This is a genomic window from Jeotgalibaca sp. MA1X17-3, assembly GCF_021513155.1.
Taxonomy (GTDB): Bacteria; Bacillota; Bacilli; order Lactobacillales; family Aerococcaceae; genus Jeotgalibaca.
Genome location: NZ_CP090983.1, coordinates 611901 through 638269 on the forward strand (window position 1 = coordinate 611901; position 26369 = coordinate 638269).

The 26369-nt window shown below is 34.4% G+C and carries 23 protein-coding genes and 1 pseudogene; 13 read left to right on the forward strand and 11 right to left on the reverse strand.

Annotation, left to right across the window (positions count from 1 at the left end; genetic code table 11):
* Nucleotides 1–89 precede the first annotated feature (89 nt).
* The 6 genes from kduI to LZ578_RS03100 all read left to right on the forward strand — a co-directional run bounded on the left by kduI (nt 90) and on the right by LZ578_RS03100 (nt 4269).
* Nucleotides 90–932: a 5-dehydro-4-deoxy-D-glucuronate isomerase gene (kduI, locus tag LZ578_RS03075; protein ID WP_235145876.1), complete on the forward strand. Its 843-nt coding sequence runs from the start codon at nt 90–92 to the stop codon at nt 930–932.
* A gap of 44 nt (nt 933–976) precedes the next feature.
* Nucleotides 977–1765 carry a gluconate 5-dehydrogenase gene (locus LZ578_RS03080; protein WP_235145877.1) on the forward strand — a complete coding sequence of 263 codons (789 nt, stop codon included), beginning with the start codon at nt 977–979 and terminating at the stop codon, nt 1763–1765.
* A gap of 128 nt (nt 1766–1893) precedes the next feature.
* Complete coding sequence (locus LZ578_RS03085) at nt 1894–2673, forward strand: IclR family transcriptional regulator (RefSeq protein WP_235145878.1); 780 nt, start codon at nt 1894–1896, stop codon at nt 2671–2673.
* Nucleotides 2674–2689: 16 nt separating this feature from the next.
* Entirely contained in the window at nt 2690–3166 is a 477-nt protein-coding gene (locus tag LZ578_RS03090; RefSeq protein WP_235145879.1) for a hypothetical protein, read from the forward strand.
* A gap of 42 nt (nt 3167–3208) precedes the next feature.
* Nucleotides 3209–3487, forward strand: coding sequence for a hypothetical protein (locus tag LZ578_RS03095; protein WP_235145880.1), 279 nt, complete (start codon nt 3209–3211; stop codon nt 3485–3487).
* Nucleotides 3488–3528: 41 nt separating this feature from the next.
* A complete protein-coding gene (locus LZ578_RS03100) occupies nt 3529–4269 on the forward strand; it encodes a sulfite exporter TauE/SafE family protein (RefSeq protein WP_235145881.1) in 741 nt (246 codons plus the stop codon).
* Between the two features lie 52 nt (nt 4270–4321).
* On the opposite strand, the gene LZ578_RS03105 is transcribed toward LZ578_RS03100, so the two are convergent.
* Together LZ578_RS03105 and LZ578_RS03110 are read right to left on the reverse strand one after the other, a co-directional pair.
* A complete protein-coding gene (locus LZ578_RS03105; RefSeq protein WP_235145882.1) occupies nt 4322–5662 on the reverse strand; it encodes a DUF1576 domain-containing protein in 1341 nt (446 codons plus the stop codon).
* A gap of 117 nt (nt 5663–5779) precedes the next feature.
* Nucleotides 5780–6727, reverse strand: coding sequence for a N(5)-(carboxyethyl)ornithine synthase (locus LZ578_RS03110; protein ID WP_235145883.1), 948 nt, complete (start codon nt 6725–6727; stop codon nt 5780–5782).
* A 341-nt stretch (nt 6728–7068) separates the two neighbouring features.
* Here LZ578_RS03110 and LZ578_RS03115 point away from each other — a divergent pair, with 341 nt between their 5' ends.
* A complete protein-coding gene (locus tag LZ578_RS03115; RefSeq protein WP_235145884.1) occupies nt 7069–8100 on the forward strand; it encodes a hypothetical protein in 1032 nt (343 codons plus the stop codon).
* A gap of 70 nt (nt 8101–8170) precedes the next feature.
* Here LZ578_RS03115 and LZ578_RS03120 read toward each other — a convergent pair whose 3' ends face one another.
* From LZ578_RS03120 to LZ578_RS03135, 4 genes are all read right to left on the reverse strand, one after another.
* On the reverse strand, nt 8171–9073 hold the full coding sequence (locus tag LZ578_RS03120) for a sulfite exporter TauE/SafE family protein (RefSeq protein WP_235145885.1): 903 nt from the start codon (nt 9071–9073) through the stop codon (nt 8171–8173).
* Between the two features lie 408 nt (nt 9074–9481).
* On the reverse strand, nt 9482–10477 hold the full coding sequence (locus LZ578_RS03125; RefSeq protein WP_235145886.1) for an ornithine cyclodeaminase family protein: 996 nt from the start codon (nt 10475–10477) through the stop codon (nt 9482–9484).
* 37 nt (nt 10478–10514) lie between these two features.
* Entirely contained in the window at nt 10515–11417 is a 903-nt protein-coding gene (locus LZ578_RS03130; RefSeq protein ID WP_235145887.1) for a sulfite exporter TauE/SafE family protein, read from the reverse strand.
* A 43-nt stretch (nt 11418–11460) separates the two neighbouring features.
* Nucleotides 11461–12267, reverse strand: coding sequence for a TrmB family transcriptional regulator (locus tag LZ578_RS03135; RefSeq protein ID WP_235145888.1), 807 nt, complete (start codon nt 12265–12267; stop codon nt 11461–11463).
* Between the two features lie 271 nt (nt 12268–12538).
* On the opposite strand from LZ578_RS03135, the gene LZ578_RS03140 reads away from it, so the two are divergent.
* Complete coding sequence (locus tag LZ578_RS03140; protein ID WP_235145889.1) at nt 12539–13312, forward strand: IclR family transcriptional regulator; 774 nt, start codon at nt 12539–12541, stop codon at nt 13310–13312.
* Between the two features lie 160 nt (nt 13313–13472).
* Nucleotides 13473–14480, forward strand: coding sequence for a sugar kinase (locus LZ578_RS03145; RefSeq protein ID WP_235145890.1), 1008 nt, complete (start codon nt 13473–13475; stop codon nt 14478–14480).
* Between the two features lie 49 nt (nt 14481–14529).
* On the opposite strand, the gene LZ578_RS03150 is transcribed toward LZ578_RS03145, so the two are convergent.
* The gene (locus tag LZ578_RS03150) at nt 14530–15399 is read right to left on the reverse strand and encodes a LysR family transcriptional regulator (RefSeq protein ID WP_235145891.1); all 870 of its coding nucleotides are present in this window, start codon (nt 15397–15399) and stop codon (nt 14530–14532) included.
* A gap of 119 nt (nt 15400–15518) precedes the next feature.
* Here LZ578_RS03150 and LZ578_RS03155 point away from each other — a divergent pair, with 119 nt between their 5' ends.
* Complete coding sequence (locus LZ578_RS03155; protein WP_235145892.1) at nt 15519–16556, forward strand: YeiH family protein; 1038 nt, start codon at nt 15519–15521, stop codon at nt 16554–16556.
* A gap of 64 nt (nt 16557–16620) precedes the next feature.
* Here LZ578_RS03155 and LZ578_RS03160 read toward each other — a convergent pair whose 3' ends face one another.
* Nucleotides 16621–16965, reverse strand: a complete 345-nt coding sequence (locus tag LZ578_RS03160) for a zinc ribbon domain-containing protein YjdM (protein ID WP_235145893.1) — start codon at nt 16963–16965, stop codon at nt 16621–16623.
* Between the two features lie 229 nt (nt 16966–17194).
* Between LZ578_RS03160 and LZ578_RS03165 the strand changes: the two genes are divergently transcribed.
* Nucleotides 17195–17782 carry an acetate uptake transporter gene (locus LZ578_RS03165; RefSeq protein ID WP_235145894.1) on the forward strand — a complete coding sequence of 196 codons (588 nt, stop codon included), beginning with the start codon at nt 17195–17197 and terminating at the stop codon, nt 17780–17782.
* Nucleotides 17783–17861: 79 nt separating this feature from the next.
* Here LZ578_RS03165 and LZ578_RS03170 read toward each other — a convergent pair whose 3' ends face one another.
* From LZ578_RS03170 to LZ578_RS03180, 3 genes and pseudogenes are all read right to left on the reverse strand, one after another.
* Entirely contained in the window at nt 17862–18686 is an 825-nt protein-coding gene (locus tag LZ578_RS03170) for an aldo/keto reductase (RefSeq protein ID WP_235145895.1), read from the reverse strand.
* A 95-nt stretch (nt 18687–18781) separates the two neighbouring features.
* Nucleotides 18782–20764: a S9 family peptidase gene (locus LZ578_RS03175; protein WP_235145896.1), complete on the reverse strand. Its 1983-nt coding sequence runs from the start codon at nt 20762–20764 to the stop codon at nt 18782–18784.
* 276 nt (nt 20765–21040) lie between these two features.
* Nucleotides 21041–22795, reverse strand: a pseudogene (locus LZ578_RS03180) (sulfatase-like hydrolase/transferase).
* Nucleotides 22796–23078: 283 nt separating this feature from the next.
* Here LZ578_RS03180 and LZ578_RS03185 point away from each other — a divergent pair.
* Together LZ578_RS03185 and LZ578_RS03190 are read left to right on the forward strand one after the other, a co-directional pair.
* The gene (locus LZ578_RS03185) at nt 23079–23468 is read left to right on the forward strand and encodes a (deoxy)nucleoside triphosphate pyrophosphohydrolase (protein WP_235145897.1); all 390 of its coding nucleotides are present in this window, start codon (nt 23079–23081) and stop codon (nt 23466–23468) included.
* A 31-nt stretch (nt 23469–23499) separates the two neighbouring features.
* Nucleotides 23500–26352 (forward strand): DUF3427 domain-containing protein, encoded by a 2853-nt coding sequence (locus LZ578_RS03190; protein ID WP_235145898.1) that lies wholly within the window; start codon nt 23500–23502, stop codon nt 26350–26352.
* The last annotated feature ends 17 nt before the right edge of the window (nt 26353–26369 follow it).

Genomic DNA, 26369 nt, shown 5'->3' on the forward strand with positions numbered 1-26369 from the left:
ATAACTTTACGTTTCCTTATAGGAAACAATGAAACGTTTGGATACACGGTATTTATAAAAAATAATATAAAGAAGAAGGAGAATCAGTAATGGAAACAGCGTATAAAACGTATTATGCACATGCACCAAAGGATGTTGAACATTATTCTACTGAGCAATTAAGAGAAGAGTTTTTAGCACAAGGGTTATTTGTACCAGGTGAAGTTAAATTAAACTACACTCACTTCGATCGTCAAATTTTTGGTGGAGTTACACCTACGACGGAAGAACTAGAAATTGTTTTAAATGACTCACTAGGTGTAGATTACTTCCTAGCAAGACGTGAATTAGGCGTAATCAATATTGGTGGACCAGGAAGTATGATCATTGAAGGTAAAGAAGAATCAATGAAGAAACAAGATGGATACTATATTGGTAAAGAAACAAAAGATGTTCGTTTCAAATCAGATGATCCAGCTAATCCTGCAAAATTTTATGTAGTATCAACACCAGCTCATAAAATTTATCCAACCGTGAAAATTTCTATTGATGATATTACTCCAAAAGTAACGGGAGAAGCAAAAACTCTAAACCAACGAAAAATCTATCAATATGTTCATCCAAACATGTGTGAAAGCTGTCAATTACAAATGGGTTATACCATCTTACAACCAGGTAGTGCTTGGAATACAATGCCAGCTCATACTCACGAACGTAGAATGGAAACCTATTTATACTTTGATATGGAACCTGATACAAAAGTATTCCACTTCATGGGAGAGCCAAGTGCAACAAAACACTTAGTAATGAGTAACGAAGATGCTACGATTTCTCCAAGCTGGTCTATTCATACAGGTGTTGGAACAAGTGATTATACATTTATCTGGGCAATGTGTGGAGAAAATATTACATATGAAGATATGGACCACGTTGCTATGAACGATTTAAAATAAAAGAATTAAATAGAATGAATGTAGATTTACGAGGAGGAAAAAATATGGAATTCAGTATGGATTCATTTTCACTTAAAGGGAAAATTGCACTAGTAACAGGAGCTTCTTACGGAATCGGTTTTGCGATTGGTAGTTCACTGGGTAAAGCAGGAGCAACTATTGTTTTCAATGATATTAATGAAGAGTTTTTAGAAAAAGGTCTTGCAGCATATAAAGAAGCTGGAATCGAAGCTCATGGATATGTTTCAGACGTTACTAATGAAACTCAAATACAAGAAATGATTAAGAAAATTGAAAAAGACGTAGGTACGATAGATATTCTAGTGAATAATGCTGGAATTATCAAACGAATCCCAATGATTGAGATGACACCTGAAGAATGGCGTCAAGTGATTGACATCGATCTAACAGGTCCATTTATCATGGCAAAAGCTGTGCTTCCGGGCATGATTGAAAAAGGACATGGTAAAATCATTAATATCTGTTCATTAATGAGTGAACTTGGACGTGAAACCGTTAGTGCGTATGCAGCAGCTAAAGGCGGATTGAAGATGTTGACTAAAAACATTGCAGCTGAATATGGTGAACATAATATTCAGTGTAATGGAATTGGACCTGGCTATATTGAAACACCACAAACAGCACCTCTACGTGTGGAAGGTCATCCATTCAACAACTTTATTATTGACAAAACACCTGCAGCACGTTGGGGTACACCAGAAGATCTAAAAGGACCTTCCGTATTCTTAGCTTCAGATGCATCTAACTTTGTAAATGGTCACATCCTTTATGTAGACGGAGGAATTTTGTCTAGTATTGGTAAACAACCATAATAGCTTGAACTAAAATTTGAATTTCTAATAGGGGAGGGACGAATTTAGATAAAATCTGAAATCGTCCCTCCTTTATCTAGGAATATAAAATAAGTTGTATATAATAAAAAAGAGGGGAGGCAATCAATATGACCGAAAAAAAGCTCTATGGAACAGTTTTAGTTAAGTCGGATGTTATATTAGAATATGTATACGGTAGTGATGAGCCACAAGGTTTGGCAAATATATCCGAGAATACTGGTCTAACGAAATCTACGACATTAAAAATTCTAGATACGTTAGAACATATCGGATATGTTATCAAAAATAAAAAAGATCGAACCTATTCAATTGGTTTTAAATTAATGAAATATTCTTCTAAAGAAATGAGTCAAATTGATTTAGCAGCAAAACTAAATCAATATTTAGAAGACTTACACAAAAAGTTTGATGAAACCGTTCATTTAGGTGTTTTTAAAAACAATCATATTTTTACCATTAATAAATTTCAATCCAGTAGACCGGTCGTATGCTCCTCTTCGGCAATCGGAGAAACCAAAGAACTATATAGTTCAGGGATGGGAAAAGCAGTATTAGCCGAGTTGGATGATAATACTTTATTGAACTATATTAATAGCAATGAATTTATTCCCAAAACAGAAAAAACAATTGCAGGCACACAACGGTTACTTGCTGAACTAGAAGAAACTCGTAAAACGGGTTATTCTGTGGACAATGAGGAAAATGAAGAGGGAGTTTACTGTCTAGGAGCAGCTATAACCAATACAACCGATAGTGGTGAAAAAACAGTTTTGGGTGCGTTTAGTATTAGTATACCTTCCTTTCGTGCAACCGATGATGTACTCAAACAATTAGTGGACGCGGTATTAGAAACAAAAGAAATAGCAAATGCTAGTTTTAATAAATAAGAATGGAGGAATAAGCATGAAAAATTTTAAAGTAACAATCGCAAATGATAAAAATGAAGTGCTAATGGAAAAACAGATTCAAGAGAGGGGTTACCTCTTTTATGAAAAAGCTTATGACGAAGGAGATAAAGTTACTCTTACGTTAGATCAAGCAGGACAATTTGTTAAAGTAAAAATTGATGATGCAATGGCTGAAACAATTCTATTTATAAAAGGGACAACATGGACTTTTGAAATTCCATCTGAAAAAAATATTAAGGTATCTTATCCTACCTATGCTTTTTCAGGAGAAAAACATTATCTTTCTTTTGGTATTCCAACAGAAGATGAAGTCTATGCATATCGCAATCTAACTTTAAATCCTTTAGATCAAAATAAAAAAGAAGAAGCTTTTCCACACGCTTCTGCTAACGTGGAAACTCGAAATGAAGCTACTTTCTTTGCTCGTAATGCTATAGATGGAGTTCTTGCGAATGAAGATCATGGCTTTTAGCCATATCAGTCTTGGGGAATTAATCGTCAAGCAGATGCAGCATTGCGTGTCTTATTTGGAAAAGAAGTGGAAGTTGATCGTGCTGGAATTGCTTTACGTGCTGACTACCCACATGATAGCTACTGGACACAAGCTACATTAGAATTTTCTGATGGATCTCGTGAAGTAGTTTCTTTGGAAAAAGATAAAGATTTACAATTTTTTGATTTCAAAAAACGTACCGTAGAATGGGTAGAAATTAAAGAACTGATCAAAGCAGAAGATGAGTCACCATTCCCAGCACTCACTCAATTAGAAGTTTATGGTAGATATCTAAAATAAAAATAATTTAATTTTGATTGTATGGAAGGGAAAGCAGCCATATGCTAGGACTACAAGGAATAGAAATCGGGATGCTGATTATAGCAGCTGTAATTGTAGGTTTTTCAAAAGCAGGAATTCAAGGAGCTAGTATTCCTGCAGTTGCTTTGATGGCTATTATTTTTGGAGGAAAGCAATCAGTAGGGATTATGCTACCGATGCTTCTTGTAGGAGATTTAGTAGCAATTAAAAAATATGGAAAACAAGCAAATACAAAAGATGTTTTACGATTATTACCTCCAACTATTCTTGGAGTAATCGCAGGAGCTGTCTTAGGAAATCAGATGAATGATTCTCAATTTAAATTTTTAATGGGAATCATTTTAATGGTTTGTCTTATTTTATTAGTTTTTCGTTCTCGTTCAAAGGAAGCAAATACTCTTTCTGAAAATACTTCTCTTCGTTGGTTCGTTGGTATGATTAGTGGCTTTTCTTCTATGGTAGGAAATGCAGCGGGACCGATTTTCAGTGTTTATATTTTAGCACAGAACCTTCAAAAACAGACGATGATAGGGACAGCAGCTTGGTTCTTTTTTATTATGAATATGATGAAAGTTCCCTTTCATATTTTTCTTTGGAAAACGATTACGTTCGAAACTGTAAAATATATTGTGTTTGCTCTTCCTTTTATTGGATTAGGAGCTGTTATAGGGATATGGGTGGTTCGCCATATTAGTGAACATTGGTATCGTAGAATGATTATTCTTACCACAGCAATAGCGTCTATTCGTTTACTCTTATAAAATAAAAATGTACTCCATCTGTTTAATAAACAGATGGAGTACATTTTTTTATTTAAATATCCAAATTTCGTTCTACTTCATCTGCCGGATCGACTTCTTGATCCATATACTCGTAACCAGCTCGATGAATTTTGAGAGCTTCTAGAATAGGTACGAAAATAGCAGCAACTAATCCACCAGCAAAACCATTATTATACAAATTAACCCCTCCATGAAGGAAACTTACGTTAACCACTAGCGTTAAATGAAGTGCACCAGCGATAAAGCCCGCAACAGCGCCATAATGACCTGCGATAGGGGCAAGGGTTGTAACGAAGAGAATAGCGATTAAAATGCTCGTATTTTGCGTATCGTGCAAGGTGACGAAAGACATAAAGGTCGCCCCTAACATAGGGGGGAAAATCGTTTTTACATTTTTCCCAAAAGCTCCAAAGCCTACAACTGAGAAAATCCCTCCAATTACAGGACCGTTTATTTCTCCTCCTAATATTAAAATATAAGTGGTCGTGATAATTCCTAGTAAGCCCATATTTAAGAACGTTGCACCATCTCCAGCAATTTCCACATAATCCGTAGAGAGTTGTCCAGAATGATTTAGGATTTTTTCCATTCCTTTAAAGGTCCATTTATTTATAAGAAGGCCAAGTAGGGTAGTACAGATAAAAAGTGAAAATAAGAAGATTGAAAACGGTACATTATATCCACTAGCAAGAATGGAAACAGAATCTACTTGTTTTCCAAAGTTTCTCATAAGTGAGGTAAAAACGGTTCCAATTAATCCACAAGTAAAGCCAATATTATAGAGACTGAACCCTTTGGTGAAGGTTACCGCATGTCGAGCAAGAGGTGGCAAAATAAATCCAACAATAAAACCTGCTGCGATCCCTAGTGGAACACCAATGAGAAGAGGGAGTTCTTCTCCAAAACTTAATTCACTTACTAAAGGACTAAGTGCTGTTCCGAAAAGAGCAGCGAGTAATGATTTTGAATAAGGGATATGAGTGACTTTTGCGTAGCTAAAAGCACCTATGATAATAGGTAAGGAATTGTAAAAATTCTTTCCAAAAAAAGAGAAGCCAGTAATGATGAGAATCCCAGCAATAACGGGACCGTTTATCTTTGCTTTACAAAGTCGAACAATCAATAGTGCTTCCAAGGTCATGATAGAAGCATTAAAAAAAGTAGCACCAGCATTTGCCAGTTCAATATAATCAGTCAGTAGATTAGCAGGGGAACGCATAATTAACCAAAATCCGTCCCAGATCTCTTGTGGTGAATTAAATAGAAAGGCTATCACACCAAGTAGTAAGGCAAAAATAGTGAAAATTACAAACATTGTTTTTTCAGGTACGCTTGAGTAAGAGATTTTTTCTTCTACTGTAATCGTCGTCATAGATTTCCTCCTGTCATAAAAATAAAGGCAGAAACATGATGGCGTTTCTTATTTTTTTGATTGTAACAGAAAGGACAACTACATCACAATAGATATATTGTTTTTTTAATGTTTATTTTAATCATGCATAATCGTATTTGCTAACTCATAGAGTTTCTTGACGTCTTCTCGGTACACCCATTTACTAAAAGACTCACTGATTGCACGACTAGCTGTTTGATAATAAATAGTAGGAGCGTTATCAACACAGTAATAATAAACTCCTTTACGTTCGTATATTGGATCTTCAAAAGGTGTATATTGAATTCCTTCTATTGTGCCATCCCCATCAGCAGCTGCACCGATTATAAGAGCACCTTTTTTTATACGTTCCTGATGTTCATACGTAATAAGTGAAGGTGTACCATGAGGAATTTGAATCCCATTAATAATAATATCGAATTCTTCTATATTTTGTATAAATTCTTCCATTGTTCTTCGGTAATACATACGAACATTGGTACTATATTTAGAAATAGCATTCATTGCTCCTTGGGAAACGTTCCCAGACCCTAAAACGGCTACTCGATAAGATGCATCAGGAATAATCCCTTTATGCATTAAAGCGTGAGAAGTAGCGGAAAAACCTGCATAAAAACTATTCATATAAATAAAATTGGAAGGAATCCATGGAATTTCTATCGAACGATCTTGATAATAAATAGCAGGAGTAATATTATCCAAGTCTACAATAATGAGCTTTTTAGGAATTCCTTGACTATCCATAAAAGATTTTCCACTTATTTCAGGGTGAGTCCAGCCGATAATCATTTGTCCTTCACGAATATCATCGTAATCTGCTGGTTGAAGTACTTTTAAAGAGACAATCGTATCACAAGTAGCAAATACTTCTTTTCTACTCAGAATGGTACAACCGACCGCTTTGTAAGACTGATCGCCAATGCCCATGCTTTTTCCTAAACCTTCTTCAATAACTACTTCGTTCTCAAAATTGTGAATATCTTCTGGTAGAATGGGTATCCGTTTTTCTGCTGGATAATGGGAAATAACAAATCCAATTTTCATTTATAAATCCCTCTTTTTTTTTTTTTATATTATCAGAAATATAGTTCTGTAAAGCAGCATCACACTTAACAATACCATAAAATCGCTTTCAAATCAAAAACATCATTATATTTGCAAATGTACTAAAGGGACGATCAGCGAAAGACTATGATGAAAGGGATCAATTACTTACTCACTTTCATGAAATAAATATTGTAACTGAATAAACAAATATAACCTCAAGAAGAGACAAAGTTTTCTTCCCTTTCTATTCATTTAGATTACTTCGTTTGGTAGCCTTCTCATAATCGTTTAAAAAAGATATAATAGAGGGTAGGGAAAGACTTAGAGGGGGAACCAGGATGATTAACAAGACAATGTGGGATTTTGTGAAAAGTAAAGTAGATATGAATATTCGAGAAATAGGAAAGAACTTTCCAAAGAATACTGCTAATGGAACCTATCTTTTAGAAGATTCTGAACAAAGAATCGCAGGTTATTGGCCAGGAGTTTTATGGCAAGCCTATCAAGCTATCGACGATGAATCATACGCCATGCTTGCACGCGAATTAGAAGTAGAATTAGAAAATAGTCTTTTTGATCCTGATAAGCTCGATCAAAATGATGGAATTATGTGGACATTAACAAGTTTAGCAGACTATAAAGTGACTGGTGATAAAGATGCGAGAAAGAGAGCCTTACAAGCAGCCAACCTTCAAATGGCCCGATTTAATGTAGCAGGAAACTTTATCGGTTCGAAGTTTGAAGAAGGTGAGAATCAGTTGGTTACGATTGATTCGGTTATGGATGCCTCCTTATTATTTTGGGCAGCATCAGAAACTGAAGATATTCGCTATAAACATGTCGCCGAAGCTCATTTAACTACTATCATTCAATATTTTATTCGTGAAGATGGATCGCTCTGTCAATCTTGTCTTTTTAATTCTGAAACAGGAGAGTTTATTGAAGAAAGAGCTTCTTCTGAAGAGGAAAAACAGAGTTCTGTCGCTATGAGTTTAGCTTGGGCTATATACGGTTTTTCTCTAGCAGCTCGTTATGCGAGAAGACCAGAATATATAGACGCAGCTAAACTATTTGTAGATGACTTCTTAGAAAATTTTCAAACTTATATTAAAGTAAATCCATCGGCAGCTGCCATTACAGCAAATGGATTACTAATTTTTGCTAAACTGACTAGTGTAAAGAGCTACCGAGAAGATGCAGAGAAAATTATTACAGACTTATTTGAGCATCATAGTACGAAAGAAAATGTAGCACACCAAGGAATGATTCTATCAAATAATAAAAATGATTCTGAATCAGATATGGAAGGAGATTACTTCTTTACGGAGGCAGTTGTTTCTTTTGTATTTGATAAAGATTTATTTTGGTAAAAAAATTATACTAAAAAACGCTCTCCAGTAGAATTTCTAACTGGAGAGCGTTTTTTATTCTATTACAAGATCAAGTAGGGTCATTTGCTAAGGTATTGCTTGTGGAAGATTCTTCATGGTGTAATTCCATACTCATGGAATAAACACTGTAGAAAATAACACCTAGGACAATCCATTGTAACATGTTGGTATTCAAGCCGGTTACAAAGAATGCAGCAACTAATACACCAATCACGCCAAACACAGCAGAAAATAGAGTGATTTTACGAGAGTAAGAGTCTAATTTAACAAATTGAATACTCCCAACGGGAATAGATAAAGTACAAGCACCCATCATAATAGGAAAAGCAACACTAGGATCTAAGCCTAATGCATAAATAGTTGCCATTGTTAATGCATAAGAACCAATTCCAATATTGTTCAATGCGCCATAAATCAATGATAAACCACCTAATAAGGCTAATTTGAATCCGGATAGAGAAGTAGCTTGTCCACCAGCTGGATAGACACCCAGTTTACCAGCTAAAATTAGTCCAGCTGCTATCAGTAATCCTACAATTACAAATTTTTTAATAGTGTTCTTTGGTAGTTTAACAACAAAGCGCGGGCTGATGTAAGAACCGATTGTTTGAGCAACGATTGGAACAACTAAAGTAGCTAGTCCTACTTCAATAGAAGTGAGATAGGCGATCGCCATCACAAATACAGGAATAACCACAGCAGCATTCAATGTTCCTGGTAATTTCTTATCATTTACCCACTTTGCTTTTGGATATAAAGATGCACCAATAGCAAAGTCAGAAATACCAAAAGTAGAAAGGAAAAAAATCATGAATTGTGAAAAGGCCATTAAAATTGGATTTCCAGGTTCTTTGGCAATACTTGCTTTATGTGCAAACAAATCTTTCACGAATGTAATTAAAAAAGTACTATTAGCTACCACGATGAGAATAAAGATTATTTGTAAAATCATATTTGCTCCTCCAGTATCTTCATTTATTTTTTAAAAATCTCTTGATAAAATACACCGATAATCAAATAGTGAATTCAATTATAAGTAGGCCCAGAATAGTGCAGTAGATTTATGTTTTGAATCAACACAAATAAGTCTATCTTCAATCTTTGTATACAAAGAAATGAAACCATGTTATTAACAACGGTTTTTTTAATGAATAGACTTTCCAAGAATCATTGAATAGATTTAATAAAATATGGTTTGTACTGCCCAAGGGAGTACATAGTATAAAACCTTAAGATTTTAGAGTCAAACAAAGCGGAAGATAAAGCGCTAATTCTAGCAGATTCTTAGTGAAAACTAATTTTAAGCATAAAAAAACCCCGACGGAAGTGGAATTCGTCAGGGAATGGTACTGAAATAGAATTAAAATTCTAAAATTGAACCAATATTTACTTTTTTTGCAGCTTCATAAATTCGTTGTGCAGTGACAATGTCAAGAACGGCATTACCAGTTGTTTTAAAGAAAGTGATTTCTTCTTCAGATTCCCGTCCGGGTGTTTTCCCGTTGATTAGATCTCCAAGCTCACCAGTAATGTCATCGGAGTTGAACAAGCCATTTTCGATTGCTTGAGTAAAGTCACCACTTTCAACTAATGCATCTTTCGTGTCACAATAAATTTTGTGAGCATTTTTTAAAATGTTTGCATCAATTTCAGCCATTGCAGGCGTATAAGAGCCAACACCGTTAATGTGTGTACCTGGTTTTACCCATGAACCCTCAAAAGTTTTCACTGGAGATGTAGTAACAGAAGTGATTACATCAGATTGGCGAACAGCATCCTCCAATGAAGGAGCAGCTTCAATAACTGTATTGTATTTTTCACCATAAAGTGAAGTCATTTTATTAGCAAACTCTTTTGCTCGTTCCATATCCAAATCTGAAACATAGACTTGTTTAATAGGACGAATGGCTAAAACTGCTTCGAGTTGTGTTTCGGCTTGTCCGCCTGTCCCAATTAAGGTAAACACGGAACTGTCTTTTCGAGCCAGTTCATCGGTTCCAGCACCAGCGACAGCGCCAGTACGTAGTTGAGTAAGATACGTTCCATCCATGATGGAAGAAACTTGTCCGGTTTCTGTATCGACTAATACCATTGTTGCAGGTACACTAGTCAATCCTTTTTTGATGTTACCAGGATAAACACTGACAATTTTCACTCCTAAAGCAGAAGCGTCTGCAGCATAGCCAGGCATATAAAGGCTCTGACCTTCTTGCTCAGGTATATTTAAATTCGTTCTCAAAGGGATAGTAACCTCTCCTTTGGAATAAAGAGATAGGGCATCTTTGTCTGCTTGGATTGCTTCCCGCATGGACAATACTTCTTTCATTTCATGGTCTTTCAATACTAAGATTTGCATAAGAACTTCCTTCCTGTTCAATAATTTTTTAAAAAGATTAACCGATTGAATCTCTTGCTATATTTTGTTTTGCAATTTTATCGTTACGTAAATCCATTGCCATAGAGTAGACACTATAAAAGATAACAGCTAGTACAACCCATTGCAAGACGTTGGTATCTAGACCTTTTACTAAGAATGCAGCTACTAATACACCAATTACACCAAATGTTGCAGAGAAAAGGGTGATTTTACGAGAGTAAGAATCCAACTTGATGAACTGGATGCTTCCAACTGGAACAGAAAAAGTACAGGCACCCATCATAATAGGGAAAGCAACACCAGGATTCAAGCCAAACGCATAAATGGTAGCCATTGTTAAAGCGTATGATCCGATACCAATGTTATTCAACGCACCGTAAATCATAGAAAGAACACCTAATAGAATTAATTTAAAGCCCGTTAAAGAAGTTTCTTGTCCACCAGATGGATACACACCCAATTTACCAGCTAAAATTAAACCTGCAGCAACTAAAAGACCCGTAATTACGAATTTTTTAATGGTGTTTTTTGGTAATTTTACAACGAAACGTGGACTAACATAGGCACCGATAACTTGTGCAACAATTGGTACAAGTAGGGTAGCAACCCCAACTTCAATGGAAGAAATGTAAGCCAAAGCCATTGCTGCTACAGGAACTACACAAGCTGCATTCAAGGTACCAGGTAATTTTTTATCTCCAACCCATTTTGCTTTCGGGTATAGGGAAGCACCAATTGCAAAGTCAGAAATACCGAAAGTAGATAAAAAATAAATAAAGAATTGTGAAAAGGCCATTGCGATTGGATTTCCAGGCTCTTTTGCTAAACTTTCCTTATTTTTAACTAAATCTTTCACAAGCTGCATTACAAAAGTACCATTTACGAGAACAATTAATATAAGAATAACAGTTAATAACATTTTTTTTCCTCCATTATATAGGTATATGTTTTATTTTTTAATTTTAAAATGAAAAAATATCTCGGAGACCTTCCATATCCTCACCATAGCGCGCTTTGATCTGTTCCGGAAATTCATCAATTAAGCGTAAGCAATAGGCATCATGAATGACATATTCACTAGCAAAGAAAGCGAGCATTGGATTTTTGGTATGGATGGCTTTAGCAATTCCTTTAAAAGGAAGGGTACAGTATAAAATATCTTCTTTATCAGCAACTACAGTAATCCATCTATGACCAATTTCATCTAGTTTATCTTGCTCAAAACCATGTGGATAAAAATGAGTGAGGGTTGTATCGTAACGAGCTTCTGAATCATATAAAACGACCACAACATTTTCAATTTCATTTTGTTTTTTATTTATAAGTGCAACTAATTCATCATCTAACTCATCGATCCATATTTGAATCAACAGATTGGATGTAGCTTCTTCGATTTGTAGGATAGCTTTAGCGCGAATGCTGTTCCATTCTTCCAATTCCCAAATGGTTTGATTTTCTTCTTTTTTAACAAGTTGTGCACTTTCTTCATGAAAAATAGTCATTGTATCTTGAAAACTTCCAGTCAATAGACTAGATAATTGATCAGTCGAAATAGCTTGGTAAAGAATGGTGTTGTCAGAGGTACTTTGTTCAACAATCCCTCTAGACACTAAATTTTCTAAAAGGTTATAGATTTTGGATCGAGCAACACCAGATACTTTGCTCAGCTCATAACCAGTACAGCTTCCATGTTGAAGTAAGGAAATATATATCTTTGCTTCTGATTCTGTAAATTTAAAATCTTTTAAAACATTAATTAGATTGATCATAGGAACGTCCTTTCATGAAGCGGTTTCCAGGGCCCTGGAAATAATTAGCTTCGGAATATCGTAGTTGCTACCCTTGGTAACTCCTAGTATAGAACCATGTTCTTTCAGAGTCAATAGAAATGTGAAATAAAACACAAGTTTAATTAAAATCTCACGAAAAACTAATCTTTCATCAGTGGAATAGAGTATAGAAAAGGGTGCTGTATTGCAAATCGTCTTTTTTTGCCTTATATTTGAAAAAGAATAGCCAAGTAAGAATGGAGAAAAAAAGATGACTCAACCTTATGGAACCGTACTAATAAAAGCATCAAAAATTTTAGATTTTCTATCAACAGAGCGTTCTCCTCAACCTCTTCATATGATTGCTAAAGAAACGGAAATGACTAATTCAACAACTTCCAAAATATTAATGACCTTAGAAATGATTGGTTATGTGGAAAAAGATTCAGAACAAAAGACCTATCAGTTAGGAAATGGCTTAGTTAAATACGCTAGTCAATACCTATCTGATTTAGATATTTCTAAAATTGCCTATCCTTACTTAAAAAAGTTACATGCCTCTTTAGATGAGACAGTCCATCTTTCCATACGTAAAGCAGATGAAATTATGTATATCAATAAAATAGAATCACTTCGCCCAATTGTTGTAACAACTTCTCGTATTGGTTTTACGAAACCGATGTATGCGTCAGCGATGGGGAAAGCGATCTTGGCAGAGGAAAAAGAAGAAGAAGTAGATCGTTACTTAGAACGAACAGAATTAAAGGCTTATACTCCCCATACCATAACTAGTAGAGAAGTATTAAAAGAGGAACTGAAAATGGTTCGTGAAAAAGGATATGCATTTGATAATAGTGAAGAACAAATTGAAGTGTTTTGTATTGCCGCAAGTTTGTCTTGGGAAGATAATATCTATGGGGCATTTAGTGTTAGCATGCCAGCTTATCGACGTACAGCCGAATTAGAAGAAAAAGTAATTCATGCCATTATGGAAGTTAAATCTGAAATACTAAAAGAATTAGCCCAACTTCACTTCTATTTATAAAAGGAAAGACTACTATTTGATAGGATTGTCGAATGTGGGTTGTTCAGACTGGATTAATGATTTATAATGAAAGAGACATTTCCTATATGAATAATTGTTTTCCTATTTAGAAAGTATGTGTAAGGTATTTTAAAAAAATAATAGAAAAAGAGGGAATCATATGAATCAAACAATTTTATGCGTAGGCGAAACATTAGCGAGATTATCTACTCAAGTAGGTGTCCATTTTTTTGATACAACGGGTTTGCAATTACATTATGGTGGAGCAGAGGCGAACGTAGCCATTAACTTGAGTAGCTTGAATCATCCGTCCGTTTATTTTACGAAAGTCCCAGACAATCAGTTAGCTAAAGCAGCCATTAAACATGTTCAAAAATATGGTGTAGATGTAAGCCCTGTTATATATGGTGGCGAACGTTTAGGAACTTATTACGTAGAACCAGGTGCTGGAGGCCGTCCAACAACCGTTATCTATGATCGCGCTCATTCTTCTATATCACAAATGAAAAAAGAAGAAATCAATATTGATGAACTGCTAGAAGGAAAACATTTACTCCATATTACAGGAATTACGGCTGCTTTATCAGAAGATTCTAGAGAAATGACTTACGAATTAATGAAGGAAGCAAAAAATCGTGGAATAAAAGTAAACTTTGATATGAACTATCGTGCGAAGTTGTGGAGTGTCGAAGAAGCAGGTGTGTTCTTGAAGAGTGTTTTACCATATGTAGATTATCTTTCTGCTGGTAAATTAGATGCAATTAACTTTTTGGGAATAAAAGAAGCTGGTGCAGATGTTTCGGATGAACTTGCTTATTATTATGATGCCATTCATCACTTGTATCCAAATGTTGAAATCATGTATTCCACCATTCGTGATGTTATTTCTGCAACTCACAATACATTGCAAGGAACATTCTGGAAAGATGGAAAAACAACGTATTCGAAAGTACATGATATGGACTTTATTATTGACCGTATTGGAGGCGGAGATGCTTTTGCATCGGGTGTCCTGCATGGTATTTTAGAAGAAAAAGATCCTCAGTATATTATTGAATTTGCAACAGCATTTTCAGCATTGAAACATACGATTTCTGGAGATGCATCTCCCTTTACTATTGGAGAAACAGAACGCATCATGAGTAGCGATGCACGAGTAGACAGATAAAAAAAGAGCAGTTGTATCCCCGAAAAAGGGAATACAGCTGCTTTTGATTTTAATAAAAGTGAGTAAACTCTTTAATTTTATCTACCTCACGATTTTTCTTTAAATAAATCATATGAAATGGATGTAAGATGGTTAGGTCGCTAACAGAAATTTCTTTAAGGAACCCTTTTTCTAGTTCATCTTCCACACATAGGCGGTATAGAAAAGAAATCCCTTTGTTTTCAGAAACTAATTGTTTGATTGCACCTATATTTCCAATCACTGTAGTGTGAGAGAAGCTACTTAAACTAACTCCTTTGGAATGCAAGAGATTTTCAAAGATGAGACGAGTTCCAGATCCTTGCTCCCGAATCAAAACCCGATTAGAAAATAAATCCCAAATACTTCGCTTTTCTTTCCATAAGTCATTTTCAGGAGCGCAAACGGCAATGAATTTTTCATCAGAAACTTGTTGGAAACCTAATTTGTTTTGATTAAAGTCTCCCTCAATGAAAGCAAAATCCAATGTACCATATTCAACACGTTCAATTAATGTCTTTGTATTTTCTACTACCATATCAATTTGATTGGATGGAAAAGCCTCTATGTATTTATTAATAACGGATGGCATCAAATATTCTCCAATCGTAAGAGTAGCACCAAATGTTAAGCTTACTGAATCTTCTGCTTGATGTAAGTGTCGTTGAATTTGTTGAATGTCTTGGTTTAGTAATAGTAATTGATTTTCTAGATAAGAGCCTTTTTCAGTTAAGTAAAGTTGTTTGCCTTGATACTGAAAAAGAGTGATTCCTAATTCTTGTTGAAGTTGTTTGATTTGTTGAGTAACTGCTGGTTGGGTAATTTTTAATTTTTGAGCAGTGCGTGTATAACTTCGTTCGGTTGCGAGTGTTAAAAAAGTTTGGTATCGATAATCAAGCATAAGAAATCCCTTCTTCTATTCATTCATTTAATAGTTCCATAATAAACTATTATTTTCTTTTATACTAATTTTTTTGTACAATATGACAAGGAGATTGTTAAGTAGGGAGATAAGATCATATGGATAAAATAAGAAATGAAATAAAAGGGATTGGCCCCGGTTTACTAATTAGTATTTTGATTTCAATAGTCAGTCAGGTGTTAGCAATATTTTTACCAACATTGGGTGCAGCACTTATTGCCATTCTATTAGGAATGGTATTAGGAAATACATTATTCAGAAAGCCTAATCTAAATCCGGGTACTAAGTTCTCTGAAAAAAGGCTATTAGAATATTCGATTGTCTTAAATGGATTAATTTTAGACTTTCAAATGATTCAATCAGCAGGAGTAAAAGGATTTTTCTTTATTATCCTTCAAATGGCACTAACCATTTATATCGCCTACAAACTAGGAGTATTCTTTGGATTTAATAAAAAGTTTGCTTTATTAATGGGGGCAGGGAATGCGGTGTGTGGTTCTTCTGCAATTGGGACCGTATCTCCTATTGTAAAAGCAAGTGATAAAGATAAAGGAATCTCAATAACCATCGTAAATGTAACGGGTACATTTTTAATGATCGGTTTGCCAATTCTATCGGCCGTCGTATACAACCAAGCAACGTTGCAAACTTCTGCACTTATTGGTGGAACGGTTCAATCTATCGGACAAGTAATTGCTTCTGCTAAATTAGTAAATGATGATGTAGTTGCGTTGTCAACGGTCTTTAAACTGATGCGTGTTCTCTTAATTATGGGAGTAGCGTTACTGTATAGTCGAATGAATCTGGATGAGGGAGTGCCTTTATTCTCTAAAAAAACAACTCCTCAAGTGGCTGGAAAAGATAAAATTTCTGTTGGGATTCCGTGGTTTATTATTGGATTTTTCATTTTATTTTTAGTGAGAAGTTTTAACTTAGCACCAACTGGTTTATTGACTAGTTCAAAATGGGTCAGCACACAGTTTGAGATAACAGCTTTAGCAGCAATTGGGATGCGGGTTAAGTTTGCAGATATTGTTAAAGAAGGACCAAAATCTTTATCATATGGATTGCTTATCGGAGTAATTCAAGTAGTTATGGCACTAGGATTGATCAAACTTTTTTTGGTTAAAAAATGAAAATAAAGAAGTAGCTTCTACCGGTATTCAAGCGGTAAAAACTACTTCTTTATTTTTTTAGATATTAGTTTTTCTTAACAAGTTCTGATTTCAAGTAAATCCGCCCAAATCCATCCATGGTGCACTCAATATCATGACCATCAATGGGTTCAGGTAAAATACGAAGTTTAGTTGCTCGCATTCCTTGTTTGATACGATTTGATCCTTTTAACTTGATATCACGGATTACAGTTACATTGTCACCCTCAACTAGTTCTAATCCATTAGAATCACGAACAACTTCTTTTTCTAAAGTTGCCTCTTGTTCTGTTTCCGTCCACTCATGAGCACACATCGGACAAACAAGTAACGCGCCATCTTCATAAGTCAAGTCACTGCCACACTGTGGGCAATTTGGTAGACCACTCATTTTTTCTCCTCCAAAAAGTTATTTATATCTATATTGTACAGGATTAAAATTAAACTGCCACTTCTTCTAGTCATTTTAAATGGCTTTTTTTATTATCACAATAGTAAATAATAAAAAAAGTTAAAATTACCATTTGACTATACATAATCATATTGACATTATGGGGGTCCGATGGCTATAATAGATAGATGTGTGTTTACACAACTATTTTTGTATAGGAGTAATCAGCGTGGAAAAAAGAAAAACAGTTTTATATACAGAATTAACAGCTAACCCTGCACCACTAGGTTTAATGGGTTTTGGAATGACAACGGTCTTATTAAATATTCATAATGCAGGTTTCTTTGCATTAAACCCAATGATTTTAGCAATGGGATTGTGTTATGGAGGATTAGCACAAGTGATTGCGGGAATAATGGAGTTTAAGAAAAATAATACATTTGGAACAACAGCATTTACATCCTATGGATTCTTTTGGATATCCTTAGTTGTTTTGAATATTTTACCACTTCTTGGACTTGGGGAAGCATCTGATTCACTCTCCATGGCTGCTTATCTATTTATGTGGGGGCTTTTCACACTATTCATGTTCATCGCAACCCTACGCATCAGTAAAGCGCTACAAGTAGTATTTGGAACGTTGACACTCTTGTTCTTCTTACTTGCAGTAGCAAACTTTACGGGATCGGATACTATTTTAAAAATTGCTGGTTATGAAGGAATCTTTTGTGGTTTTTCAGCAATTTATGCAGCAATGGCCCAAGTAATTAACGAATCGTATGGTAAAACAGTCCTACCGTTAGGCGAAGTAAAATAAATTCTCACCAAAAAAGCACCAGCAAAAGAGTATGTTAACATACTCTTTTTGCTGGTGCTTTTTATATGTCTATTTATATTTATTTTTTACGAACATCTTCCATGTCATCTAACATGTTCATGTCTTCTTCAGAGATTTCAAAATCAATCTTCGAATTTTCAATGATTCGTCCTTCATGGGTAGATTTTGGTAATGGTAACGTATCTTTCTGCAAGCAATATCTAATACAGATTTGAGCAGGAGTACGATTATATTTTTCTGCTAGTTTTTTAATTTCATCACTATTTAAAACTTCGCCGGTTGCCAAAGGAGAATAAGCTTCTACTAGGATTTCATGTTTTTCACAAAAATCTAGTAACTCTTTTTGCTCATGAAATTTTCCAATGTAAAAAGGAATTTGATTTACAAAAGGTACGATTTCACAACTATCTATAATAGCTTGTAAATCAGAAACAGAGAAATTAGATACACCAATCGTACGAATTTTACCATCTTTGAATAATTTCTCCATTGCTTTCCAAGCTTGGATATTTCCTTCTGTACAATCAGCACCAATATCATCCCATGGCCATGGTGCATGAATTAGGAACAAGTCCAAATAGTCCATTCCTAAATGATCTAAAGTTTCTTGGAAGTAGGTAAGGGTATCCTCATAATTTTTAATATGAGAAGGGAGTTTACTAGTTACAAAAACCTGATCACGTGGAATATCAAATTCACGAATCGCTTTCCCAACATTTTCTTCATTCTGGTAAGCATAAGCTGTATCAATGTGAGTATAGCCATTTTTCAAAGCCATTGTGACGCTATCGTGAGCTTCTTTGTTTGGAATTTGCCACGTACCAAATCCGATTTCTGGTATTTCGACACCGTTTCTCATTACAAATGCGTGATCTTTTCTCATTCTTTCAGCCTCCTAGTTTTTACGTTCTCTATAAGTAGTTTAGTCCTTATGAAAAGAATTGTAAACGGATACGCAAGCGGAGAGTTGTAGAAAGATTAGTGATTAGCTAGCCATTCTAAAATCGCGGCAAAGCGTTTCATACGTAAATTAGGTAATCCGTTTCGAGATAAACCATGGCTAGATTGAGGGAAGGTAATCAATTTTGATTCTACCCCATGTTTTTTCATTGCCACATAAAATTGTTCCGCTTGTTCCATCGGGCAACGCAAGTCTTGGTCGCTATGCATCATCAAAATAGGTGTTTCCACATCTTTAGCATAGGCGAGGGGAGACATTTTCCATAATCCTTCCATATCAGATAAGTCTCGTTGAAGTTGGAATTCAACAAAGAAAGCTCCGACATCACTCGTTCCATAAAAACTAATCCAATTGGAAATAGAACGTTGAGAAATAGCGGCACGGAAACGATTGGTATGGCCAACAATCCAATTGGTCATGAATCCACCATAGCTTCCGCCCATCACATAAAGCTGATTTTGATCGATTTCTGGATGGTCATTTAACACATAGGTAGTAGCTAACATCAAATCTTCGTAATCTTTATTTCCATAATCACCTAAAATAGCCGAAACAAAATCTTGACCATAACTATTTCCACCACGAGGGTTTAAGAGAATGACACCATAGCCCTCTGCTGCTAGTGCTTGCATTTCATGGAAGAAAGACTCGCCATAACAAACTTGTGGACCACCATGTATGTATAGAATAGCAGGATGATTTTCTTTTTTCTCTACAGGAGGGACGTACCAACCTTGAATATCCCATTGATCGGCTCCCTTACACCAAAACATTTCTGGCTTTACAGTAGTGTGATTTTTGAAAAAGGATTTATTTGGAATATATACTGTTTCAATTTCTTCTGTTTTTAGATTCAAAATACCTAATTCACTCGAGATTGTAGGAGAAGAGTAGGTTACAACTAATTCTTCAGATTCTTTAAGCAAGAATCCATCGGTTATGTGCATCCGTTCATTAAATAGTACAGTCGTTTTTCCTTCCAGGTTTCCTTTGTATAAATGAATTTTCCCTTCTACTGTAGCTGGAAAAAGAAACTCTTTTTCATTTAACCAAGATATATCTACTCCAGAGACACCTTGTTGGAAGTCCGCAACAATCGTATCACTTACTTCGACATCTAAATCTTCTGTTAAACAAGTAAGGGTATGTGTGTGCATATCATATCCATATACTTTATTAAGCGTAACAAAGGCGTATTTAAAATCGTTTCCTACTAATAGAAGATAGTTTTCATTTTCAGACATAGAAGCATAACTAAAACTTCCTTTTGGAACAGAGTCAGTTAAAGAATGCTTTTCTTTGGATGCCAAGTCATAATAAAAAACAGTTCCTCCGTAATTCCATTCGTCATCCGCATCCAACTCATCTTGAATTAATAGATAACTTTCATCTTTGGCAACATAATTTAAATGTAAAGAACGATCTTCTTCCAAAACTAAATTCACTTCTTTAGAAGCAATGTTTACTTTCTTAATTTGATGCAAGCGATCTTGTGGTAGAACACCCATCCCATCTAATTTATAAGTTAGTTTACTGATTTCGGTAGTATCTGGAAGTTTCTTTTCAGTTCCCAACTTATCTTGAGCAGATTCATTTTCTTCTGTTTCAGCAGGAATACTAGTCTGAAAATAAATACTACTGGAGCTATGATTCCAAAAATAGTTGGAGACTCCATCTTTTTCAGACGTTAATGCAAATGCACTCCCACCATCCAGTGGCATGATCATGATTTGCATTTTCTTCTCTTTATTATTATTTCCTAAATAAGAAAGCCATTTCCCGTTTGGTGAGATTTCTAAAGAAGATTGCTTAGTTCCAGCATCTCCCCATTTCCGTCGTTCTTTCGTCGTTCGATCGATGCTATAGATAGCCGATTGATAGCTATTGTCTTCTTTATTTGGTGTAGTTTCTATATAAAATATTTGATTCTTCCATGCAACCGGTTGTCCTAGACTTTTCAGTTCGAACAAGCTGTCCATCGATATTTTTTCTTTTTGCATAATGAACCTCCTTAAAATCCTGTATAGAGTCTATTTTATACTTTAATGTGTATGAATGAAAGCAGCATACATAATAGAGTATGTCACATAGACCTAAAATTAAATGTTTTTCCCTTAATGATTAAATGCTTAAAGGAGCTTTAGAAATAATTGTTTTTACTATGAATATTATCAAAGTCTACATATTAGTAGTAAATAGACCAAGAAGAGTTAATCTAAAAGCTGTCCTTAGTCTATTATTAATAACACCTATCTTGGTAGTTTTACTTATTCAGCTTAGTTAAAAGGACCGATATAAAAATCAATCATCTTATTAACTTTTTCTATTAAGTTACTATCATCATCTAACAAAATATATAATGCTTTCTCTCGAGTTATCTTTTTAGTCTTTTTTAAGTATTTTTTTATTTTATTCATTTTATCAAAATGGACACTTTCTGGAATTATAGAGAGTGCCATAGAAATTACTTTAGCCATTGATTTATCAATATTACTTAATTCTTCGTTTAAGAATTGATTCTGGTACTGATTCATTTCATCAACCGCTTCTTTTAAAATGGTTCCTGTGTGAGGAATTCCTAGTCGCTCATATTGTTCTAGCGGACATTCATTTTTTAACATAAGCTCACGCATAAGAGAAATCATTTTTAATTGAATATCTAAATCATCAAGTTCATTAAGTTGCTTTGGGTCTTCCTTTAAATCAAATAGTAAATTTCCATACCAATAAGGATTAAAGGAGGGATTAGTGGGTATTTTTAGCACTTTGATCCCTTCTGTAAATTCAAAATCGTTCACTAACTCTGTTTCTTTTAGCTCTTCTGGATAAAACTGAGCATTCATGTGGTTGGGCATTAGTGTATATTCATACAAGGGTCGATTATCAGGTTTTTTTGAGGTATGCATATATACATACCTTCCATCTGTCACATTCACATGTCCTCCATGAATTCCAAAAAGACCAGCTTCTCTTATTTTTTTATCTGATTTTACTACTGGGGTTAAGGAAGTTCCATCCATATACATAGGAGGTTCAATATTAAAAAATTCTGCTAAAGTGGGCACAATATCTATGGTTTGAGCTAAAGAATCTCTTCTCTCATTTTTGAATGGATTCCTAGGATCATGAATGAAAAAGGGAATATGTATTAGCTCGTCATAAAAAGGTTGAATATTTTTCCCCATCCATTCTTTTTCACCTAGCATAAATCCATGATCAGTATTCACAATAAGCATTGTATCTTCCCACATATTATATTCATCAAATTTATCTAATACTCTTCCTAATTGTTCATCACACATACTCATTAATGCTGCATATTCTAAACGAACATGTTCCGTTTCTTCTTTTGTATAGGTGTTACGGCCGTAGTCTGGCTAATCTAGTTGCTTTCCTCGATAATCATTAGGGTAAAGTTGTTTGTACTTTCCTAAGCTATAAAAAGGTTCATGTGGATCAAAGGCTTCAATTTGTAAAAACCAATTGTCTTCTTTTGCATTACGATCAATGAAATCAATCCCATTTGAAAAAGTTTGCCATTGAGGCATCTTTTCTTCTTCATTTATAAAAGACCGGTTGACCCAATCATGTCTCCAATTCACTGTATCCACTCTTCGAGAAGCGGTTTCTGGGTATTCAGGATCTTTCACTTGTCCTATCCAATGATCTCCTTGTTGACCTCTAATCATCTCATAACTATTAAAACGATTCAGATAGCTGGCACCGCCATCTTCCCAATAATGGAAATGATCTGTAACGATATGTGTGTATATTCCTGCGTTTTTCAACCGTGCAATAACAGAGTCATCAAATGGTTCTAAAGGGGTCCAACTTCTATGTAAAAAATTGTATCTTCCAGTATGTAATTCTCGACGTGTAGGCATACACGGCATACTACCACCATAAAAGTTATCAAAAGTTACCATGTTTTCTTCGAGTCTTTTAAAATTTGGCATTTTTGTCCATTCACATCCAAAATTGGGTAAAAATTCTCTATTTAAAGAATCAAACATAACCATAACCGCTTTCATTTGAAAACTCTCCTCTTATATTTTATTAGTATAACTGAGCTTCAGTTGATTATTATTAAATATAAAAATATTGTTTATAATGTATATAATATATATTTCAAGTTTACCTTATAAGAAAGAATTTTAAAAGTCAATGAGCGACATGTATATATATAGTTTTATGTAACCAAACCTATAAAAAATATCAGAAATCCATTAGAAATTAATGTTATAGTATTATTGTGTAAGGGTCACTTTGTAATTAAAAATTTAAGAACATATTTATAAGGAGCGCTAGCAAATTATGAAAAAAGAAATCCATGTAGTAGGAGCAGTTATTGAATCAAATAATAAAATTTTATGTGCCCAGAGAGGTCCTGATAAAACGTTAGCTCATTTATGGGAATTTCCCGGAGGTAAAGTTGAGATAGGAGAATCAGAAAAAGAAGCTCTAGAAAGAGAAATCCGTGAAGAACTCCTTTGCAAAATAAAAGTAAATAAAAAAATTACGACTACTCGTTATGAATATGATTTTGGATTTGTAACTCTTACCACCTTTCAATGTAGTCTAATAGAAGGTACTCCCGTATTAACAGAACACGTAGAAGTAAAGTGGTTATCAAGAGAAAAGTTAGAAACATTAGAATGGGCTCCAGCTGATATTCCCACGATTCATATTTTAAAAGGAGAATAATATAAAGAGTGGAAGGACGAGGTGAAGCTTGTTGTATTCGTTGATAAATAATACAAGTCAGAAAAATTTATTAGATGAATTAAAGCAATCGTTAGGAGAATGTAAAAGCTTTTATTTTAATGTAGCATTTATAAGTTTTTCGGGTATTCAACTACTATTAGAAAGTTTTCAAAAAGCAGATCAAGATGGGGTTAAAGGTCGAATCATTACAGGAACGTATTTAAATTTTACCGATCCAAAGGCAGTTCGAAATCTGAAAAAAATCTCTGGTATTGATATCAGAATCTTTCTGGCAACGGAACAGCAAGGATTCCATCCGAAAGCGTATATTTTTGAATATGAAGACTATTATAAAATAATCATTGGTTCCTCGAATTTAACAAACTATGCATTGAAAAGTAATATTGAATGGAATTTACAAGTAATTGCTAAAGAAGATATTGAAGATGAAAATTTTCTTTCATATATCATGGATAGTTTTGAACAAATTTGGGACAATAGTTCCGAAGTGACAGAACATTTACTAAGTGAATATGAAAAATTCTTAGATAATCGTAATCATGATGGAATGGTAAGAGAACCACAGAGTGTTTTTCATTTCCCGTTTGAGCCTCGTTTAAAACCAAATAGTATGCAGATAAAAGCAGTGGGTGGACTATCGTTACTAAGGAATTCAGGAGAAACACGAGCATTGGCAGTAGCAGCAACAGGAACAGGAAAGACGTACCTAGCAGCTTTTGATGTAAAAAAAGTAAAGCCTAAGAAAATGCTTTTTCTCGCCCATCGAGAAATGATATTAGAAAATGCAAAAGAGTCTTTTGGTAAAGTAGTAGATATTCCCTCTAGCAAAATGGGTATTTTAAGTGGAAATCAAAGGAGTTATGAAGCTGATTATCTTTTTGCAACGATTCAATCGATGTCACGTCACTACGAAAAGTTTGAACCAGATGAATTCGAATATATTATTGTCGATGAAGCACACCACGCAACCAGTCCGACTTATCAAAAGGTACTTGATTATTTTAATCCTACTTTTCTTTTAGGGATGACGGCTACACCTGAACGTTCTGATGATGGGAATGTCTTTGATTTATTTAATAATAATTTAGCGATTGATATTCGGCTACGAGAAGCGCTCCAAGAAGGACTGCTTGTACCGTTCCATTATTATGGAATCACTGATCGATCCGGCGTAGATCTTAGTGACTCTAAATTAAAACCTCATGAAATAGCTGAAAAATTAAATGTTACAAGAAGAGTAGACTTTATTATAGAGCAGATGAATTTTTATGATTTTGATGGTAGAAAAAGAAAAGCATTGGGATTTTGCATTACAAAGAAACATGCAGAATTTATGGCTGAAGAATTTACGAAAAGAGGAATTCCTAGCACGTTTTTAACAGGTGAATCATCTGAAAAAGAACGAGAACGACAAATTAAACTGTTAGAGAGTGATACCGATCGTTTAAATGTCATTTTTACAGTAGATATATTTAATGAAGGGATTGACATTCCCACTGTGAATACCGTTTTGATGTTACGTCCGACAGAGTCTCCAATTGTCTTTACTCAACAATTAGGTCGAGGACTGAGAAAAGCAAAAAAGAAAGAATTTTTAACTGTTTTAGATTTTATTGGTAATTATAGTAAATCCTTTTTAATTGCTATTGCCCTAAATGGATCTCGGACCGTAACCAAAAAGACCATTACTCATGATGTAAGAACAGGGTTTCGGAATATCCCAGGACCATCCAATATTCAAATGGATGAAATTGCAAAAGAACAAATCTTACGTCAATTGGAACATGAAAACTTTTATTCTCTGAAATATTTAAAAGAGGACTATCTTTCTTTCAAAAATACGTTAGGAGGAAAAATTCCTTTTCACTTACAGGATTATCTAACTTTAGAAGGAGCTCCTGACCCTGTTCTTTTTTTTAGTAAATCAGTTAGTGCAAATAGATCCAATAATTATTTAGAGTTTCTTGGTCGGATGGAAAAGGATAATGAACGTATAAAAAGCATAGTAGAAAATAAAAAATTTATAGAGGGTTATTCTTTATTATCTGAGTTAGTCCCTTTAAAACGTCCTCATGAGTTCGCTATTTTAGAATTAGCTTTGAAAAGAAAATCCTTTCAATTAACGGATGCTTTAAAGCAAGTTGAACAGTATTGTGAAGGCGATCAAAAAGACGCGATTCTTCACTCTTTAGAAACCTTTCAATTACAATATGCTGATGTAACTGAAAAAGAAAACATTCAATTTATTCGAGAAGAAAATGGTACCTACTATTTTCATCCAACTTATCTTCAGGTACTTGAAGATCATGAATTTAAAACGTTTCTAGAAGACCTATTTCATTATGGATTATTACGGTATCAAATCGAATTTGGTAGAGAAAATTATGGTTATCCATTCTTGAAATTATATGCGGAATATACACAAAGAGAAGTTGGTTTAGTAACTAATTATAGGAATACTCATTCTTCTTTTCGAGGAAGTACCTTAATAGATAAAAAGCCAGGAGAGCACTTCTTTCTTTTTGTAGATTTACATAAAGAGCAAGAAATTGATGAACGAATTAATTATAAAGATAAATTTATTTCACGAAAGCAATTTCAATGGGAAAGTCCGAATGCTACGAAGTCAACAACGCCTAGAGGAAAAGATCTTACTTGTAATAAAGAAAGAGGGAAAGTGATCCATCTCTTTGTAAGAAAATATAAAGAGGTAAATAGAGTTACTCAACGGTATACTTATATTGGAACTGCTGATGCAATTAGTTTTCAAAATGAAAAACCTATTGAAATTCAATATCAATTACATGAAAAGATGCCTCTAATTATGTATGAAGAATTCGAACCAGATAAAATTACTTTTTAAAAAGCTGTTTTATTTAA